Raw genomic sequence first — 15,425 nt, forward strand, 5'->3', positions numbered from 1 at the left:
CATGATCAAACATTGGATCAACGGCCGTGAGGTCGAGAGCAAAGACACCTTCATCAACTACAACCCGGCCACCGGCGAGGCGATTGGCGAAGTCGCCAGCGGCGGCGCCGAGGAAGTCGCCCTGGCCGTCGCCGCGGCCAAGGAAGCCTTCCCCAAATGGGCCAACACCCCGGCCAAGGAGCGCGCACGCTTGATGCGCAAGCTCGGTGAGTTGATCGAGCAGAACGTGCCGCACCTGGCCGAGCTGGAAACCCTCGACACCGGCCTACCGATCCACCAGACCAAAAACGTGTTGATCCCACGCGCTTCGCACAACTTCGATTTCTTTGCCGAAGTCTGCACGCGCATGGACGGCCACAGCTACCCGGTGGACGACCAGATGCTCAACTACACCCTCTATCAACCGGTGGGCGTGTGCGGGTTGGTGTCGCCGTGGAACGTGCCGTTCATGACCGCCACCTGGAAGACCGCACCGTGCCTGGCACTGGGCAACACAGCGGTATTGAAGATGTCGGAACTGTCGCCATTGACCGCCAATGAACTGGGGCGCCTGGCAGTGGAAGCCGGGATCCCCAACGGCGTGCTCAACGTGATCCAGGGCTACGGCGCCACGGCCGGCGATGCACTGGTGCGCCATCCGGACGTGCGGGCGATTTCCTTTACCGGCGGCACCGCCACCGGCAAGAAGATCATGCAGACCGCGGGCCTGAAAAAATACTCCATGGAGTTGGGCGGCAAGTCGCCGGTGCTGATCTTCGAGGATGCCGACCTGGAACGCGCCCTCGACTCGGCGCTGTTCACCATCTTCTCCCTGAACGGCGAACGCTGCACCGCCGGCAGCCGCATCTTTATCCAGGAAAGCGTGTACCCGCAGTTCGTCGCCGAATTCGCCGCCCGTGCCAAGCGCCTGATCGTCGGTGACCCACAGGATCCGAAGACCCAAGTCGGCTCGATGATCACCCAGGCGCATTACGACAAGGTCACCGGCTACATCAAGATTGGTATCGAGGAAGGCGCTACCCTGCTCGCCGGTGGCCTGGACCGCCCGGCCAATCTGCCGGCGCACCTGAGCAAAGGCCAATTCATCCAGCCAACGGTGTTTGCCGATGTGAACAACAAAATGCGCATTGCCCAAGAAGAAATCTTCGGTCCGGTGGTGTGCCTGATCCCCTTCAAGGACGAAGCCGAGGCCCTGCAACTGGCTAACGACACCGAGTACGGCCTGGCCTCCTACATCTGGACCCAGGACATCGGCAAGGCTCATCGCCTGGCGCGCGGGATTGAAGCCGGCATGGTATTTATCAACAGCCAGAACGTGCGCGACCTGCGCCAGCCGTTCGGTGGGGTCAAAGGCTCCGGCACCGGGCGTGAAGGCGGCCAGTACAGCTTCGAAGTGTTTGCCGAGATCAAGAACGTGTGCATTTCCATGGGCAGCCATCACATCCCGCGTTGGGGTGTGTAACCCGCGACAATGCGCACTCTAATAAAAACAACTATTCAGGAGAATCATCATGGGCGAAGTGGTCCTGGCGGCGAAGATCTGCCACGTACCGTCGATGTACCTGTCGGAACTGCCCGGCAAGCATCACGGCTGTCGCGAAGCGGCGATTGCCGGCCACAAGGAAATCGGCCGCCGCGCCCGTGAGTTGGGCGCCGACACGGCAGTGGTGTTCGACGTGCACTGGCTGGTCAACAGCGGTTATCACGTCAACTGCGGCGAGCAGTTCCAGGGCACCTACACCAGTAACGAGCTGCCGCACTTCATCAAGAACATGGACTACGCCTACCCCGGTTGCCCCGAGCTGGGTGCACTGATCGCCGCCGAGGCCAACGGGGCCGGCGTGCGCAGCATGGCCCATAACATTCCGAGCCTGGAGCTGGAATACGGCACGCTGGTGCCCATGCGCTACATGCACATGGGCGTGCCGGAGGACGAGAAATTCAAGGTCATTTCCATCGCCGCGTGGTGCGCCTGGCATCGCCTGGAAGACAGCTTTGCCTTTGGCGCCGCCGTGCGCCGGGCCATCGAAAAGAGCGACCGCAAGGTGCTGGTGTTGGCGTCCGGTTCCCTGTCGCACCGCTTCTCGGATGACCGCCAGGCCGAAGCAAACATCCACAACTGGACCCGCGAGTTCGACAAGCAGATGGACCTGCATGTGGTGGAGATGTGGAAGCAAGGCCGCTTCAAGGCGTTCTGCGCGATGCTGCCGGATTACGCCGAGCACTGCTTCGGCGAAGGCAAGATGCATGACACCGCCATGCTCCTGGGGCTGCTCGGCGGACCGGATTATGCCAAGCCCGCAGAGATCATCACGCCGCCGTTCGGCAGTTCGGGCACCGGCCAGATCAACGCGATTTTCCCGTTGTAAACCTGGGAGAAACCCATGCCGCACTTCATCGCCGAGTACACCGACAACATCGAACGACAGGCCGACCTGCCCGGCCTGTTTGAAAAGGTCCACCGCGTGCTGGGAGACAGTGGCGTGTTTCCCTTGGGCGGTATCCGCAGCCGCGGCGTGCGCCTGGACACCTGGCGCATGGCCGACGGCAAGCACGATTACGCCTTCGTACACATGACCCTCAAGGTCGGCCACGGTCGCGACCTGAGCACGCGCCAAGCAGTGGCCGAGACCGTGTTTGCGGTGATCACCACGCACTTCGCCGAGCTGCAGGCGCAACGCCTGTTGGCGCTGTCGTTCGAAATGGTCGAGCTGCACGCGCAGCTCAATTTCAAGCAGAACAATGTGCATGCGTTCCTGAACAACCCGACGGTCTCCACCGATCACGCAACCCCATAGGCGCTGGCAAGCCAGCGCCCACGGGCCTCCTCCCACGGCCTCTCAGACAAAAAGTACAACATCATGAGCACAGCCCAATCGACTGCCAGCCGCGTGCTGGCCGAGCACGACCGCACCCATCGTTCAGTGACCTGGCGCCTGATGCCGCTGTTGCTGGTGTGTTACCTGTTCGCCCACCTGGACCGCATCAACATCGGCTTCGCCAAGATGCAGATGAGCAGCGACCTGCATTTCAGCGACACGGTGTACGGCTTCGGCGCCGGGTTGTTCTTTATCGCCTATGCGTTGTTTGGCGTGCCCAGCAACATGGCGCTGGACCGCGTCGGCCCACGGCGCTGGATCGCCAGCCTGATGGTGGTATGGGGGCTGCTGTCCACCGGCATGCTGTGGGTGGAGAGCGCCCGTGGTTTCTATGTGCTGCGCTTTCTGCTGGGGATGGCTGAGGCCGGATTTTTCCCGGGGATCCTGGTGTTTCTCAACCGCTGGTACCCGGCACGCCGTCGTGCCCAGGTCACCGCGTTGTTTGCCATTGCCGTGCCCATGGCGGGCGTGCTGGGCGGGCCGTTGTCGGGAGCGATCCTCGAACATTTCCATGATGTGGGCAGCCTGCGCGGCTGGCAGTGGATGTTCCTGATCGAAGGTCTGCCGGTGGTGCTGCTCGGGCTGGTGGTGCTCAAGTGGTTGCCGGACGGCTTCGACTCGGTGCACTGGCTGACGGCCGAGCAAAAGCGCCAGTTGCAGACCCAACTGCGCAGTGAGGAACAGCGCAAGACCATCACCTCGTTCGGCGGCATCCTGCGTGACCCGCAGGTCTGGCTGCTGGTGGCGGTGTATTTCGCGGTGATGCTGGCAGTGAACACCCTGGCGTTCTGGATGCCCACGCTGATCCACGGCGCTGGTATCGGCCGCGACAGCCAGGTCGGCCTGCTCAGCGCCTTACCGTACCTGGCCGGATGCTTTTTCATGATCGGCTGCGGGCGTTCTTCCGACCGCCACCGCGAACGTCGCTGGCACCTGTGCGTGCCGCTGCTGATGGCTGCCGTCGGTATCGCCGTGGCGGGCCTGGCGCCGGGTAATCCGCTGCTGGTGATGGGTGGGCTGATCGTCGCCGGCATGGGCGCCAGCGCCGCATTGCCGATGTTCTGGCAACTGCCGCCGGCGTTTCTCTCCAACACCACCCAGGCAGCGGGTATCGCCATGATCAGCTCGTTCGGCAGCATCGCCGCGTTCCTCGCGCCCTACCTGATCGGCTGGATGCGTGACGCCACCCAGAGCGCCAGCTTGGCCCTGTACGTACTCGCTGTATTTATCGCCCTCGGCGGCCTGCTGGTGCTGCGCACCCACGCTGCCATCGTAAATCCCCGTTAAGGACCCTTGCCATGCTCGACTCCCAGCAAATTCTTGCGGCCGCTGCCAACCTGGACCGCGCCGAACGCAGCCGCGAACAAGTACGCCAGTTTTCCCTCGACTATCCAGGCATCACGATCGAAGACGCCTACGCGATCCAGCGCGCCTGGGTCGCGCAGAAGATCAAGGACGGGCGCACGCTCAAGGGCCACAAGATCGGCCTCACCTCGCGGGCCATGCAGGTGTCGTCGAACATCACCGAACCGGACTACGGCGCGTTGCTCGATGACATGTTCTTCGACGAAGGCAGCGACATTCCCTTCGAACGCTTCATCGTGCCGCGCGTGGAAGTCGAGCTGGCGTTTATCCTCGGCAAACCCCTCAAGGGCCCGAACTGCACGGTGTTCGATGTGCTCGACGCCACCGAATGGGTGATCCCGGCGCTGGAAATCATCGACGCACGCATCCAGCAGGTCGACCCGCAGACCAACGCAACACGCAAGGTATTCGACACCATCTCCGACAATGCCGCGAATGCCGGTGTGGTGCTGGGCGGTCGCGCGGTGCGGCCAACCGAGATCGACTTGCGCAAAGTGCCGGCTGTGCTGTACCGCAATGGTGTGATCGAAGAGTCCGGCGTTTCGGCTGCCGTGCTCAACCATCCGGCCAAGGGCGTGGCCTGGCTGGCGAACAAACTGGCGCCCCATGACGTAACCCTGCTACCAGGGCAAATCATCCTCGGTGGTTCGTTTACGCGCCCGGTCGCCGCCCGCCCTGGCGATACATTCCACGTCGACTACGACCTGCTCGGCTCGATCGCCTGCCGCTTCGTCTGAACCCTGGAGGATTGTCATGGACATGCCCGTCAACCGCTTCAAACAACGCCTGCGCAACGGCGAGGTACAGATCGGCCTGTGGCTGGGCCTGGCCGATGCCTATTGCGCGGAGCTGGCTGCCAACGCTGGTTTCGACTGGTTGCTGATCGACGGCGAACACGCGCCCAATCACCTGCAAGGCATGCTCGCCCAGCTACAGGCCGTGGCGCCCTACCCCAGCCAGGCGCTGATTCGCCCGGTGATCGGCGACAGCGCGCTGATCAAGCAACTGCTGGACATCGGCGCCCAGACACTGCTGGTGCCCATGGTCGAAAGCGCCGCCCAGGCCCGCGAGCTCGTGCGAGCCATGCGCTATCCGCCCGAGGGGATTCGTGGAGTGGGCAGCGCGCTGGCGCGGGCGTCGCGCTGGAACAGTATCCAGGGCTACCTCGACCAGGCGGATGATCAGATGTGCCTGCTGGTGCAAATCGAAAACCTTGAGGGCCTGGCGAACCTGGATGAGATTGCCGCCGTCGAGGGCGTGGACGGTGTGTTTATCGGCCCGGCGGATTTGAGCGCGTCGATGGGGCATCGCGGCAATCCTGGGCATCCCGAGGTGCAGGTAGCGATTGAAGACGCCATCGGGCGCATCGTGCAGTCGGGCAAGGCGGCAGGGATTCTGAGTGCCGATGAAAACCTGGCGCGGCGCTATATCGAATTGGGCGCGACGTTTGTGGCGGTCGGCGTGGACACCACGGTGTTGATGCGCGGGTTGCAGGCGTTGGCCGGCAAGTTCAAAAGCGTTCCCACGCCAACCCACGCCGGTAGCGTGTATTAACCCCCTGTAGGAGCCGGCTTGCCGGCGATGACGATCTTGAAGACGCTATCGCCGGCAAGCCGGCTCCTACATAGGGTTGTGCGGTGCTGACTCAACGCTTGATGTTGATGTTCTTCAAGTCATCCAGCAGACCCAACAGGGTCTGCAACTTCTCTTCGCCCAACTGATCCTGCAAACGCTGGTAGTTGGCCTCCATGCACTGGCTCATGGACTCGAAACTGGCCTTGCCCTTGTCGGCCAGGGTCACCAGTACCCGGCGCTGGTCTTGCTCTGCTTTGCGCCGGTGCACCATACCGGCGGTTTCCATGCGCACCAATACGCCGGTCATGCTCGGCTTGAGGATGCAGGCCAGTTCCGCCAGCTGGTAGATCTCCAGCTCACCGTACTGTTCAAGGATGCGGATGATCCGCCATTGCTGTTCCGTCAGGCCGTGTTCGTTCAAGGACGGGCGGAAGAAACTCATCGCGGCTTCGCGGGCTTGCAGCAGGGTCAGGGTCAGGGACTGGCGAGGTTTGAGCATAGGAATCAGGGTCACGACGTATTTAGTTAATAATTTAACGAAACTCTAGCATTCCCTGCCAGCGAGCGCGCTATAACTTGTCTATCGCACCGCCCATGGCGCGCAGAATCAAAAGCCTGGGCACGCAGGATCAAGACTTCCATCCCGCCAGGGCCCCTAATGGAGGCATCCGCTTTAGAGCCTTCCTTCACCTTTTCAGGCTGCGCCATGATCAACATCGAAACCCCGACGTATTACACCGCCACCAAGAAATACAACCTCAGCTTCCCGACCCTGGAACAGGACATCGACGCCGACGTCGTGGTGATCGGCGGCGGTTTCTCCGGCATCAACACGGCCCTGGAACTGGCGGAAAAAGGCATCACCAATATCGTGGTGCTCGAAGCGCGCTACCTCGGTTTCGGCGGCACCGGCCGCAATGGCGGGCAGATCATGGCGGGTATCGGCCACGATCTGGAAAAGATCAAGAAGGACGTGGGCGAAGACGGTCTGCGCCAAGTGTTCGAGATCAGCGACCTGGGCGCCGACATCATCAAGAACCGCATCGCCAAGTACAACATCGACGCTGACTTCTGCCACGGCTACGGCTACATGGGTTTCAACGCCCGCCAGGAAAAAACCCTGCGCGCCTGGGAAAAGGACTTCAAGTCGGTCAACAGCCAGCACGAGATCCGCTTTCTCGGCGGCTCGGACGTGCAGCAGATCATCGGTTCCAAGGCCTACAGCAGCGCCCTGCTGCACATGGGCGGCGGGCATGTGCACTCGCTGAACCTGCTGTTGGGCGAAGCCACCGCACTGGCCAGCCATGGCGTGCGGATTTTCGAGAACAGCCCGGCGCTGGAAGTCAGTTATGGCGAACGCATCACCGTGCGTACCGGCCGCGGCTCGGTGCGCGCGAGCAAGCTGCTGTGGGCCTGCGACAGTTTCCTCAACAAGCTGGAGCCGGAGCTGCACCGCTCGACCATCAACACCTACGCGTTCCAGATGATGACCGAGCCGTTGTCCGAGGAACTGATCCAGCGCATCAGCCCGATTCGCGGGGCCTACAGCGACATTCGCCCGGTGATCGATTACTACCGCGTCACCCACGAGAACCGCCTGCTGTTCGGCGCCGCCACGCCGCTGGTGGAGCATATTCCCGGCGACCTCAAGGCCTGGAACCGCACCCTCATGCTGAAGATCTTCCCCTACCTCAAGGACGTGAAGATCGACCTGGCCTGGGGCGGCCCCATGGCGTGCAGCCCCAACCTGTTCCCGCAGGTCGGCACCTTGCCGGGGCGCAGCAACGCGTTTTTCGTGCAGGGCTACTCCGGCTTCGGCGTGACGCCCAGCCACATCATCTGCAAGGTCCTGGCCGAAGGCATGAGCGAAGGCTCGGCGCGCTATGACCTGGTCAGCTCGATTCATCGCCCGACCATCATCGGCAAGGACGCGATCCGCCCCTTGCTGCTGACGGCGGGCAAATCCTGGCACCAACTGTCCGGATATTGGAACGGGCGCCGCTAACCCCCCCTGTAGGAGCGGGCTTGCCCGCGAAAATCGTTAACGATAACGCGGGCATTCCGATTGATCGCGGTGCCATTGCGTTTTTCGCGAGCACGCTCGCTCCTACATTTTGTCCTCATCAGGAGCAACGCCATGACTCTCACGACCCTCAAGCACAACATCCAGCTGTCGGAACTCGACGCCTGGGGCACCGTGGCCGACCTCGGCTCGCAGATTCTCGAAGGCGAAGTGCGTGCCTTCGGCAAGATGACCTTCGGCGCGCCCACCGACCCGGTCAGCAGCGCCTATTTTGGCACCACCCAGGGCAAATTCCGCATGGTCTACCCCTTCGCCGAACACGCCACGGTGGTGACCGGCGAAGTGCGGCTCACCGACGAGTCCACCGGCCAATCCACGCACTACAAAGCCGGTGACAGCTGGTTCGTGACCAAGGGCACGCCAGTGTTGTGGGAAGTGCTCACCGAAAGCTTCGTTAAACACTACTTCGCCGTCGTATAAAGGAGACATTGCCATGACGAGCTCTTCTGACTGGATCACCGTCGGTGCGCTGGCCGACGGTTTCGCCCCGGACGCTTTCATCCTGCCCAACCTCGCCGACTTGGCGGGCCAAACCTTCACCCTGCATTTCGCCAACGGCTGGCAGATCGAGCACCGTTTCGAGCAGGACCGCCTGGCCTGGCACGCCGCTGACGGGCACTCCAGCGGCAGTGCGCCGTACCGCGCCACCTCGATCCGTCCAGGGCTGTATCTGGTGGACTTCATCAAGCATGAGGCCGGGCACAGTTGGTCGATCAGCCTGGTGCTGGACGCACCGAACACCTCATTCACGGCGGTGATCGGGCGCCTGCCGGACCACGCCGAGACTCACGAAGGCCTCTATCACCGCGCCCTCGCCGGGAAACCGCTGACCTCGGTCGAAGTCGACTTCCTCCATGGCAGCCTCGACCGCCCGTGGCAGGCCGGCCACTGCCTGCATGCGCCCACCGATGAACTGGTGGGCCTGCGCAACCACTACCGCTACAGCCCCAGCGAAGTCTACGAACACATCTACCTCAACGAGCGCTTCTACGCCTGGCAATGCCTCAAAGGTGTAGAACAAGGCCTGTGCGACACCGACCGCTGCCACTCCTACAAGATCGCCGAGCAGCTGTATCTGTTCGTATGGCAGGAGAAGATCGTGCCGACCCTCGGCCTGGTGCTGATCGACCTGCAACAACACCGCAGCGACGGCAAGATCTTCGGCTATGCGGGTGCGTCCTTCGATGCGCTGTCGAACTTCCCCATCAGCTCGTATTGCCAGGTGCTCAACCGCACGGAGTATCCCGATGACTGAGCCGCGCACGGTGGTGATCACCGGCGCCGGCACAGGCATCGGCGCAGCGTGTGCCCGGCTGTATGCGCAGGAAGGTGCACGCCTGGTGCTGATCGGTCGGCGCAGAGCGCCGTTGGAACAGGTTGCGCAGGACACGGGCGGCCTGATCCTGGTGGGTGATGCCGCCTGCCCGCAGACCTGGGACGGGTTTATCCACCAGATCCGCGAGCAACACGGGCGCCTCGATGTGCTGCTCGCCTGTGCTGGCGGGCATGGCCTGGGCAGCGCCACCCAGACCAGCCCGAGCACCTGGGAAAGCGCCCTGCGCAGCAATCTGGACAGCGCGTTCTACAGCGCCCGCGCCTGCTTGCCGTTGTTGCAGGAAAGTGCGGGGAATATCGTGTTGATCGGCTCCATCGCCGCATTGGCGGCGGGGCCTGAGGTGTGCGGCTACACCACGGCCAAACACGCGTTGCTCGGGCTCAATCGCTCGCTGGCGCGCGACTATGGGCCGCACGGCGTAAGGGTGAACGCGGTCTGCCCCGGCTGGGTACGTACACCTATGGCCGATGCGGAGATGCAGCCGCTGATGGAGGCTTTTGGCGACACGTTGCAGCAAGCCTATGACCGGGTCTGCGCCGACGTGCCGCTGCGACGGGCCGCCAGTGCCGACGAGATCGCCAAGGTGTGTCGCTTCCTGGCTTCCAGTGATGCGTCCATCATTACCGGGGCGACGGTGGTGGCCGATGGCGGTTCCAGCATTGTCGATGTGCCCACGCTGGCTTTCGCTCACTTGGAGAATGCCCATGAATGACCTGGATTTCAGCGGGCAAGTGGTGCTGGTCACGGGCGGCGCCCAGGGCATTGGCCGAGGCATCGTCAAGGCGTTTGCCCAACGTGGCGCACGGGTGGTAATCGCCGATCGGCAGCGGGAACAGGCTCAGGCGGTGGCGACTGAGTTATCCGCGCAGGGTTGCCGAGTTACAGCGGTGGGCGTCGACCTGGCCGAATCCCAGGCTGTGTTTGAGTGCGTTCAAGGGCTGCCGCAGCTGGATATTCTGGTGCACAACGCCGGGTATTTTCCTTTGACGGCTTTTGAAGACATCACCCCGGACCTCCTGCAGCGCACCCTGGCGGTTAACCTGTCGGCGTTGTTCTGGCTGACCCAGGCCGCATTGCCGGCGTTCCGCGCACAAGGCCGGGGCTGCGTGCTGGTGACCTCTTCGGTGACCGGCAACCGTGTCGGTTATCCGGGCCTCAGCCACTACGCGGCGTCCAAGGCCGGCGTCAACGGTTTTATCCGCAATGCAGCGCTGGAACTGGCGCCGCTGAATGTGCGGGTCAATGGCGTGGAACCGGGCATGATCGCCACGCCGGCGATGGCCAACCTGGGCGATACCGCGTTGAACGTCACCATCGCCAGTCGCGTGCCACTGGGGCGTTTGGGAACAGCGGCGGATATTGCCGGCGCCATGCTGTTTCTTGCCTCCGACCTCGCCGGCTACATCACCGGGCAGACCCTGGTGGTGGACGGCGGGTCCACCCTGCCAGAAGTCTGACCTTCCTACGCCCCCACCGCCTGCATGCGGCTCGAACGGAAATCCTTGGGCGACACCTCGAACTGCTTCTTGAACGACCGGCTAAAATGCGCCGAATCGGTAAAACCCCACTTGTAGGCTATCGAGGTGATCGACTCACTGCGCAGGAACGGGTTGGTCAAGTCATCCGCACTGCGTTTGAGCCGCGCGCGCTGAATGTAGCGGCAAACGCTGTCGTCCTGCTCTTCGAACAGACGGTACAAGTGGCGTACCGAAATGTTCAGGCGGTTGGCCAGGCCGATCGGGCTGAGGCCAGGCTGGCTCAGGGACTCATCAATAACCTTCTGCACATAACTGCGCAGGTTGTTGCCCTGCAGCAGTGCCAAGCCTTCGCGACACTCGTCGCCCTGCTCCAGGGCCGAGCCCAACAGCGATACAAAAGCGCTTTGCAGCGCCTCCACTTCACCCGCGCCGTCTTCGGTGTCGTCCTTGCACAATTGGTCCATCAGCACATGCAGCATGCGCCCACAGGCTTTGGTCGAGGAGATCTTGCCGAAGGCCCGTGCGTCGCCGCCCAGGTGCTTGCACACCTGCGGGCGCGACAATGACAGCGAGGCGTGTTCGATCAGGCCGAAGGGGGTGATTTCGATGGAGCCCACCGAGTCCATCAGCAGCATCTCGCCGGGGGCCAGTTGCAGGGCCTGGCCGTTCTGCACGATCTGCGAGTAGCCGCTGCGCTGGCTGATCAGGAAACAGTCCTGGTCGTTGTCATGGTCGGCGTGGTGCGCCGGGCGTTTGATCAGCCCGGCATTGGTGCGCAAGAGGGCCAGGCCGCGCGGCAGGTCTCTGATCTCGCCGATGAACAACGAGCGGTTGAAGGCCAGTTCTGTGTCGAAATACCCGCACGCGGCGCGTAGCTCGCGGTTCCAGGTGTCCAGCCCGTCGTGTGCATGCTGTGGGATGCTCATGGGGTGTCTCCGCAATGGCTTCTTTTTGTTGTTCTGGTGCAATAGTTAACATGTTATCTATATGCACGCAACAACATCTGGTGTGCTGCTGGAGTAGCACTATTGATGCCAATGGGAAGGATAGGCGCCGGCTCCTGCGGGTCCGCGCACCCACGATGAGTAGCGCTTCGCAGCGTGGGTCGTTTTTTAGAGGTGTGACAGTACCCGCTGCAGGCCTGTCAGGGATGCCAGGAGGTGGGTGCGTTGCACCGGGCTCAGCGCGATGTAACGCCGAAACGCCGGCAGGCGATTGACCACCTCGCTGCCGCCCATATGCTCCAGGCGCACGCACCAGTGCTGGTCTTGCAGTTGGATGCGCAGGCGTTTGAAATCCAGCGGCATCAGCGCCTGGAACAGCGCTGTGTCGGCCAGCAATCGCACCTGCAACTCGCGACCCAGCGCCTGGTCGCCGGAACGGCACCTCACACGGAGGCCCGTGCGGCGGATCGCGCCGCCATGGTGCACCTCGAAGCTCGCCGTGCCCCCTGTCGCAGCGGGTACCTGCAGGACGAATTCAGTCAGCACCAGGTGCATCAACAACTGCGACTCGGTGCGTTCGACAATCTCGAACGCCACCCCCTCCACGTCCAGCGTCGCCAGCCCGAGGTTGCGCCGCAGGTGCGCCAGGGTCACCCCTGGCCGATACCCCGTCGGGGCACGACCGGTGCGAAACAGTTCAAACAGTCTTTGCCGCAAAGTCGCCATGACCCTCATCGGCCTGCTCCAGTTGATGACTGAATTCCTTTGCCAACACTTCCTCCACGGAAGCCGGCTTGAAGGGGTTGACCTTCTGCACCACCAGGGTCCAGAACAGCGCGTACGCCGCCGTACCGCCCAGCATCACGCCAAACGGCACATAGATGTCCGCCGGGTTCATGCCCGGAGGCGTGATGAACCACATGCCCAGCAGGATGCCGATGCTCGATACGATCTGCGGCAGCGGGAACCACGGTGAACGATACGCCCGCGGCAAATCCGGCCGACGGATACGCAGGCTGACCACCGAGATCGTCACCAGCAGGTAGGCAAAGCTCCACGCACACACCGCCGCCAGCACCAAGTGCATGATGTTGTCGGTGTTGCCCCCCAGGTACAGCGCGTGCAGGCAGGGAATCAGCATCGCCACCAGGATGCACAGCAGCGGCGTCTTGAAACGTGGGTGCAGGTAAGTGAAAACCTTGGGCAACGCTCCATCCACCGCCATGCCATACAGAATCCGTGGCACACCGGCCATCAAGGTGTTGATAGTGGCCGCGCCGGCGAACAGAAAGCCGATGCCCAACCACAGGGGGCCAATTTGGCCCATCACCTGCTCGGCGAACTTGGGGATCGCCATGGGCGTGTCCAGCAGGTGCACGCCGGAGGCGGCATCGAGTACCACGTTTTCCACCTGGCGTTTCATTGCGGCGCCATAGATGAACATGCACGTGGCCACGCCCATCAGGCCCAGCATCATGGCGCGTGGCATCACCTTGGCCGATTGGCGCAGGTCCGGCGCCAGCGGCGTGACGAATTCGCAGCCGACAAACATGAACATCGCCATGCCCACCAATGACAGCACGGTGATCAGGTCGGTGCCCACCAGCGACTCACCGAACCAGCCGTCCAACTGCACGGCGGGCGCGGCGATCAGCCCCAGCACGCCGAACACCATCAGGGTCGTCCACATGCCAAAGGTGAGGATGATTTCCGCACGGCCAAACGCGCTGACCCCAAACGCGTTCAGCACACCAAAGACGATCACGAAGCCGACGCCCAGCAACCATGAACCGCCGGCCGACTCTGCCAAGGTGTTGAGATGTTCGAAGTTCACCAGGGCCATGACGCCGGACAGGATAGTTTCAGCGGTGCCCGCGAACACATGCACGATCAAGTACGCCGACAAGGTGCCGGTGATCGCGAAAAAACGACCCATGCCGCAGTTGATGTAGTCGTACACCGAGCCGGTGGTGGGCAGGATCGAGGCGGCCTCGGCGAAGGTGGTGGCCTGGGCCAGCATCATCACTACGGCAATCAGCATTGCCACGGCAAACGCGCTGCCGCCGATGCCGAAGCCCATGGTGGCGGTGAGAATCACCGGACTCGCCATGATCAGGCCAATGGTGCTGGCCAAAGCGGTGGGGAAACCTACCGTGCCCCGGTTGAGGTGCGCGGTGAGCCGGTCGTTGATCGACATGTTGGGGTCCTCGAAAGCGGTTTTTTTAATGTGTCAGCACTCTGCGCCCCACTCGAGTTGATCGTCTTGCCCCTGTCTGCCGCCGGTTTTGTTGCTCCCTGCCACAACGTATGGCGTGGCGGCCTGGGTCAATTCCCTGGCACGCAGAGAAAAGACTCAGGCCTCCAACGCTCGCCCTAATGCGCCCTCACTCTTAACCAAGATGGGGACAATAACAATGGAGCACACACTGAAAAATCGCCGCCTGCGCCAGGCGGTCGGCCTGGGCATTGCGCTGCTGGTGGGCCAGGCCCAGGCCATTGAGTTGTATGCCGATGCCGACACTCAGGTCACCGGCAATTTCCTCGCCGTGTACGGTATGTTCAACAGTCCGAAGAACTACGATGGGCGCAGCGGCGGTTCCACCTGGCGCGAGGCGTTTATCAAGTACGGCCTGAGCGTGGACCAGAGCCTGGGCGCCTTTGGCGGCGTGTATGGCACGGCCAACCTGGTGAGCTCCGGCACCTGGGGCGATGGCGATGCGTCGGGGGTCACCACGGGCAAGGAGCGCACCACCAAGTTTGACGAAGCCTTCGCCGGCTGGCGCTCCGGCGACCTGTTCCCGGCCCTGGGCAAGGACGGTCTAGACCTGTCGTTCGGCCGGCAAATCATCCTGTTGGGCGACGGCTTTCTCATCAATGATGACGGTCCCAACCTCGGCAAGGGCGTGGGCGATGGGGACTTCAACCGTGGCGGCGCTTACTACATTGCCGCTCGGCATGCTTTCGACAAGACCGCCGTGATCCGCCTGGGCGGCAAAGACGGCGTACATGGCAGCCTGATGTGGATCAAGTCCGACAACCCCGCCCAGGCCATGACTGAAATGGCCGCCGGCACCCTGGAATACAGCGCGGCACCGGGCACGCTCGGGCTCACCTACATTCACGGAATCGACGTGGATGAACGCTTCGCCAGCGACGTACAGCGCCAACGCAAGGGCATGAACCTCTATAGCCTGCGTGGCGCGGGCAATGCGGGTATCGACAACGCGCATTTCGCCTTCGAACTGGCCCGCCAGGACCGCCGCGACAGCCAGCAAAATGCGGGCTACGCCGAAGCCGGCTACACCTTCGCCGACCTGCCCTGGTCGCCGGACCTGACCTACCGCTACGCGCGCTATTCAAAGAACTGGGACGCCATGTTCTCCGGTTTCAGCCGGGGCTACGGCACCTGGGTGCAGGGTGAAGTCGCCGGCAACTACTCCGGCCCCTACAACACCAACACCTCAGTGCAACACGTGGCGCTCAAGGTCAAGCCGCTGGAGAACGTCACCCTCGGCGCGCTGTTTTTCGACTACACCACCGTCAGCACCCGTGGCCAACGCAACCTGGATGGCCGTGAGCTGGACCTGTACGCCGAGTGGGCGGTGAACGATCACCTGATCATCACGCCGCTGCTGGGTCTCTACAAGCCCAACCAGGCTGCAGAGACCGGCGGCAATCAGGTCGGGGGCAACGGCACCAACGTCTACAGTCAGTTGGTGGTTGCCGTGCCGTTCTGAACCGTCTCGGGCGCGCAGGGACGCAGCG

The 15,425-nt window shown here is 62.8% G+C and carries 16 protein-coding genes; 12 read left to right on the forward strand and 4 right to left on the reverse strand.

Annotated features, from left to right (window positions below):
• Position 1 precedes the first annotated feature (1 nt).
• From hpaE to hpaI, 6 genes are all read left to right on the forward strand, one after another.
• Entirely contained in the window at positions 2 to 1,462 is a 1,461-nt protein-coding gene (gene hpaE, locus AB4N92_RS01875) for a 5-carboxymethyl-2-hydroxymuconate semialdehyde dehydrogenase (protein ID WP_010209258.1), read from the forward strand.
• A gap of 49 nt (positions 1,463 to 1,511) precedes the next feature.
• Positions 1,512 to 2,369, forward strand: a complete 858-nt coding sequence (hpaD, locus tag AB4N92_RS01880) for a 3,4-dihydroxyphenylacetate 2,3-dioxygenase (RefSeq protein ID WP_010209257.1) — start codon at positions 1,512 to 1,514, stop codon at positions 2,367 to 2,369.
• Positions 2,370 to 2,384: 15 nt separating this feature from the next.
• Positions 2,385 to 2,798: a tautomerase family protein gene (locus AB4N92_RS01885; protein WP_010209255.1), complete on the forward strand. Its 414-nt coding sequence runs from the start codon at positions 2,385 to 2,387 to the stop codon at positions 2,796 to 2,798.
• Between the two features lie 63 nt (positions 2,799 to 2,861).
• On the forward strand, positions 2,862 to 4,166 hold the full coding sequence (locus AB4N92_RS01890; protein WP_010209254.1) for an MFS transporter: 1,305 nt from the start codon (positions 2,862 to 2,864) through the stop codon (positions 4,164 to 4,166).
• A gap of 11 nt (positions 4,167 to 4,177) precedes the next feature.
• Positions 4,178 to 4,981, forward strand: a complete 804-nt coding sequence (hpaH, locus tag AB4N92_RS01895; protein ID WP_010209253.1) for a 2-oxo-hept-4-ene-1,7-dioate hydratase — start codon at positions 4,178 to 4,180, stop codon at positions 4,979 to 4,981.
• A gap of 16 nt (positions 4,982 to 4,997) precedes the next feature.
• Positions 4,998 to 5,798, forward strand: a complete 801-nt coding sequence (hpaI, locus tag AB4N92_RS01900) for a 4-hydroxy-2-oxoheptanedioate aldolase (protein WP_042572074.1) — start codon at positions 4,998 to 5,000, stop codon at positions 5,796 to 5,798.
• A gap of 91 nt (positions 5,799 to 5,889) precedes the next feature.
• On the opposite strand, the gene hpaR is transcribed toward hpaI, so the two are convergent.
• On the reverse strand, positions 5,890 to 6,318 hold the full coding sequence (hpaR, locus tag AB4N92_RS01905; protein WP_010209251.1) for a homoprotocatechuate degradation operon regulator HpaR: 429 nt from the start codon (positions 6,316 to 6,318) through the stop codon (positions 5,890 to 5,892).
• 207 nt (positions 6,319 to 6,525) lie between these two features.
• On the opposite strand from hpaR, the gene AB4N92_RS01910 reads away from it, so the two are divergent.
• The 5 genes from AB4N92_RS01910 (at position 6,526) to AB4N92_RS01930 (ending at position 10,695) form a co-directional block, all read left to right on the forward strand.
• On the forward strand, positions 6,526 to 7,824 hold the full coding sequence (locus AB4N92_RS01910) for an NAD(P)/FAD-dependent oxidoreductase (RefSeq protein WP_010209250.1): 1,299 nt from the start codon (positions 6,526 to 6,528) through the stop codon (positions 7,822 to 7,824).
• Positions 7,825 to 7,956: 132 nt separating this feature from the next.
• Positions 7,957 to 8,322, forward strand: a complete 366-nt coding sequence (locus tag AB4N92_RS01915; protein WP_137205551.1) for a cupin domain-containing protein — start codon at positions 7,957 to 7,959, stop codon at positions 8,320 to 8,322.
• Between the two features lie 13 nt (positions 8,323 to 8,335).
• On the forward strand, positions 8,336 to 9,157 hold the full coding sequence (locus tag AB4N92_RS01920; RefSeq protein WP_010209248.1) for a molybdenum cofactor biosynthesis F family protein: 822 nt from the start codon (positions 8,336 to 8,338) through the stop codon (positions 9,155 to 9,157).
• Positions 9,150 to 9,950 carry an SDR family NAD(P)-dependent oxidoreductase gene (locus tag AB4N92_RS01925; protein ID WP_021491061.1) on the forward strand — a complete coding sequence of 267 codons (801 nt, stop codon included), beginning with the start codon at positions 9,150 to 9,152 and terminating at the stop codon, positions 9,948 to 9,950. The genes AB4N92_RS01920 and AB4N92_RS01925 overlap by 8 nt, the downstream gene beginning before the upstream one ends.
• Complete coding sequence (locus AB4N92_RS01930) at positions 9,943 to 10,695, forward strand: SDR family oxidoreductase (RefSeq protein ID WP_392397726.1); 753 nt, start codon at positions 9,943 to 9,945, stop codon at positions 10,693 to 10,695. The genes AB4N92_RS01925 and AB4N92_RS01930 overlap by 8 nt, the downstream gene beginning before the upstream one ends.
• A gap of 5 nt (positions 10,696 to 10,700) precedes the next feature.
• On the opposite strand, the gene feaR is transcribed toward AB4N92_RS01930, so the two are convergent.
• The 3 genes from feaR to AB4N92_RS01945 all read right to left on the reverse strand — a co-directional run bounded on the left by feaR (position 10,701) and on the right by AB4N92_RS01945 (position 13,857).
• Complete coding sequence (feaR, locus tag AB4N92_RS01935; protein WP_010209242.1) at positions 10,701 to 11,642, reverse strand: transcriptional regulator FeaR; 942 nt, start codon at positions 11,640 to 11,642, stop codon at positions 10,701 to 10,703.
• A 186-nt stretch (positions 11,643 to 11,828) separates the two neighbouring features.
• Complete coding sequence (locus tag AB4N92_RS01940; protein ID WP_137205552.1) at positions 11,829 to 12,395, reverse strand: DUF3156 family protein; 567 nt, start codon at positions 12,393 to 12,395, stop codon at positions 11,829 to 11,831.
• Positions 12,358 to 13,857: an APC family permease gene (locus tag AB4N92_RS01945; RefSeq protein ID WP_137205553.1), complete on the reverse strand. Its 1,500-nt coding sequence runs from the start codon at positions 13,855 to 13,857 to the stop codon at positions 12,358 to 12,360. Before AB4N92_RS01945 ends, AB4N92_RS01940 begins: the two co-directional genes overlap by 38 nt.
• 217 nt (positions 13,858 to 14,074) lie before the next feature.
• Between AB4N92_RS01945 and AB4N92_RS01950 the strand changes: the two genes are divergently transcribed.
• Positions 14,075 to 15,397, forward strand: a complete 1,323-nt coding sequence (locus tag AB4N92_RS01950) for an alginate export family protein (protein WP_069672501.1) — start codon at positions 14,075 to 14,077, stop codon at positions 15,395 to 15,397.
• Positions 15,398 to 15,425: the final 28 nt, after the last annotated feature.

The organism is Pseudomonas sp. S3_A09 (genome assembly GCF_054668065.1).

Excerpts from the sequence above, each read along its gene's own strand:
- hpaE (WP_010209258.1), top strand. The coding sequence starts at position 2 with ATGATCAAACATTGGATCAACGGCCGTGAGGTCGAGAGCAAAGACACC.
- hpaD (WP_010209257.1), top strand. The coding sequence starts at position 1,512 with ATGGGCGAAGTGGTCCTGGCGGCGAAGATCTGCCACGTACCGTCGATG.
- AB4N92_RS01885 (WP_010209255.1), top strand. The coding sequence starts at position 2,385 with ATGCCGCACTTCATCGCCGAGTACACCGACAACATCGAACGACAGGCC.
- AB4N92_RS01890 (WP_010209254.1), top strand. The coding sequence starts at position 2,862 with ATGAGCACAGCCCAATCGACTGCCAGCCGCGTGCTGGCCGAGCACGAC.
- hpaH (WP_010209253.1), top strand. The coding sequence starts at position 4,178 with ATGCTCGACTCCCAGCAAATTCTTGCGGCCGCTGCCAACCTGGACCGC.
- hpaI (WP_042572074.1), top strand. The coding sequence starts at position 4,998 with ATGGACATGCCCGTCAACCGCTTCAAACAACGCCTGCGCAACGGCGAG.
- hpaR (WP_010209251.1), bottom strand. The coding sequence starts at position 6,318 with ATGCTCAAACCTCGCCAGTCCCTGACCCTGACCCTGCTGCAAGCCCGC.
- AB4N92_RS01910 (WP_010209250.1), top strand. The coding sequence starts at position 6,526 with ATGATCAACATCGAAACCCCGACGTATTACACCGCCACCAAGAAATAC.
- AB4N92_RS01915 (WP_137205551.1), top strand. The coding sequence starts at position 7,957 with ATGACTCTCACGACCCTCAAGCACAACATCCAGCTGTCGGAACTCGAC.
- AB4N92_RS01920 (WP_010209248.1), top strand. The coding sequence starts at position 8,336 with ATGACGAGCTCTTCTGACTGGATCACCGTCGGTGCGCTGGCCGACGGT.
- AB4N92_RS01925 (WP_021491061.1), top strand. The coding sequence starts at position 9,150 with ATGACTGAGCCGCGCACGGTGGTGATCACCGGCGCCGGCACAGGCATC.
- AB4N92_RS01930 (WP_392397726.1), top strand. The coding sequence starts at position 9,943 with ATGAATGACCTGGATTTCAGCGGGCAAGTGGTGCTGGTCACGGGCGGC.
- feaR (WP_010209242.1), bottom strand. The coding sequence starts at position 11,642 with ATGAGCATCCCACAGCATGCACACGACGGGCTGGACACCTGGAACCGC.
- AB4N92_RS01940 (WP_137205552.1), bottom strand. The coding sequence starts at position 12,395 with ATGAGGGTCATGGCGACTTTGCGGCAAAGACTGTTTGAACTGTTTCGC.
- AB4N92_RS01945 (WP_137205553.1), bottom strand. The coding sequence starts at position 13,857 with ATGTCGATCAACGACCGGCTCACCGCGCACCTCAACCGGGGCACGGTA.
- AB4N92_RS01950 (WP_069672501.1), top strand. The coding sequence starts at position 14,075 with ATGGAGCACACACTGAAAAATCGCCGCCTGCGCCAGGCGGTCGGCCTG.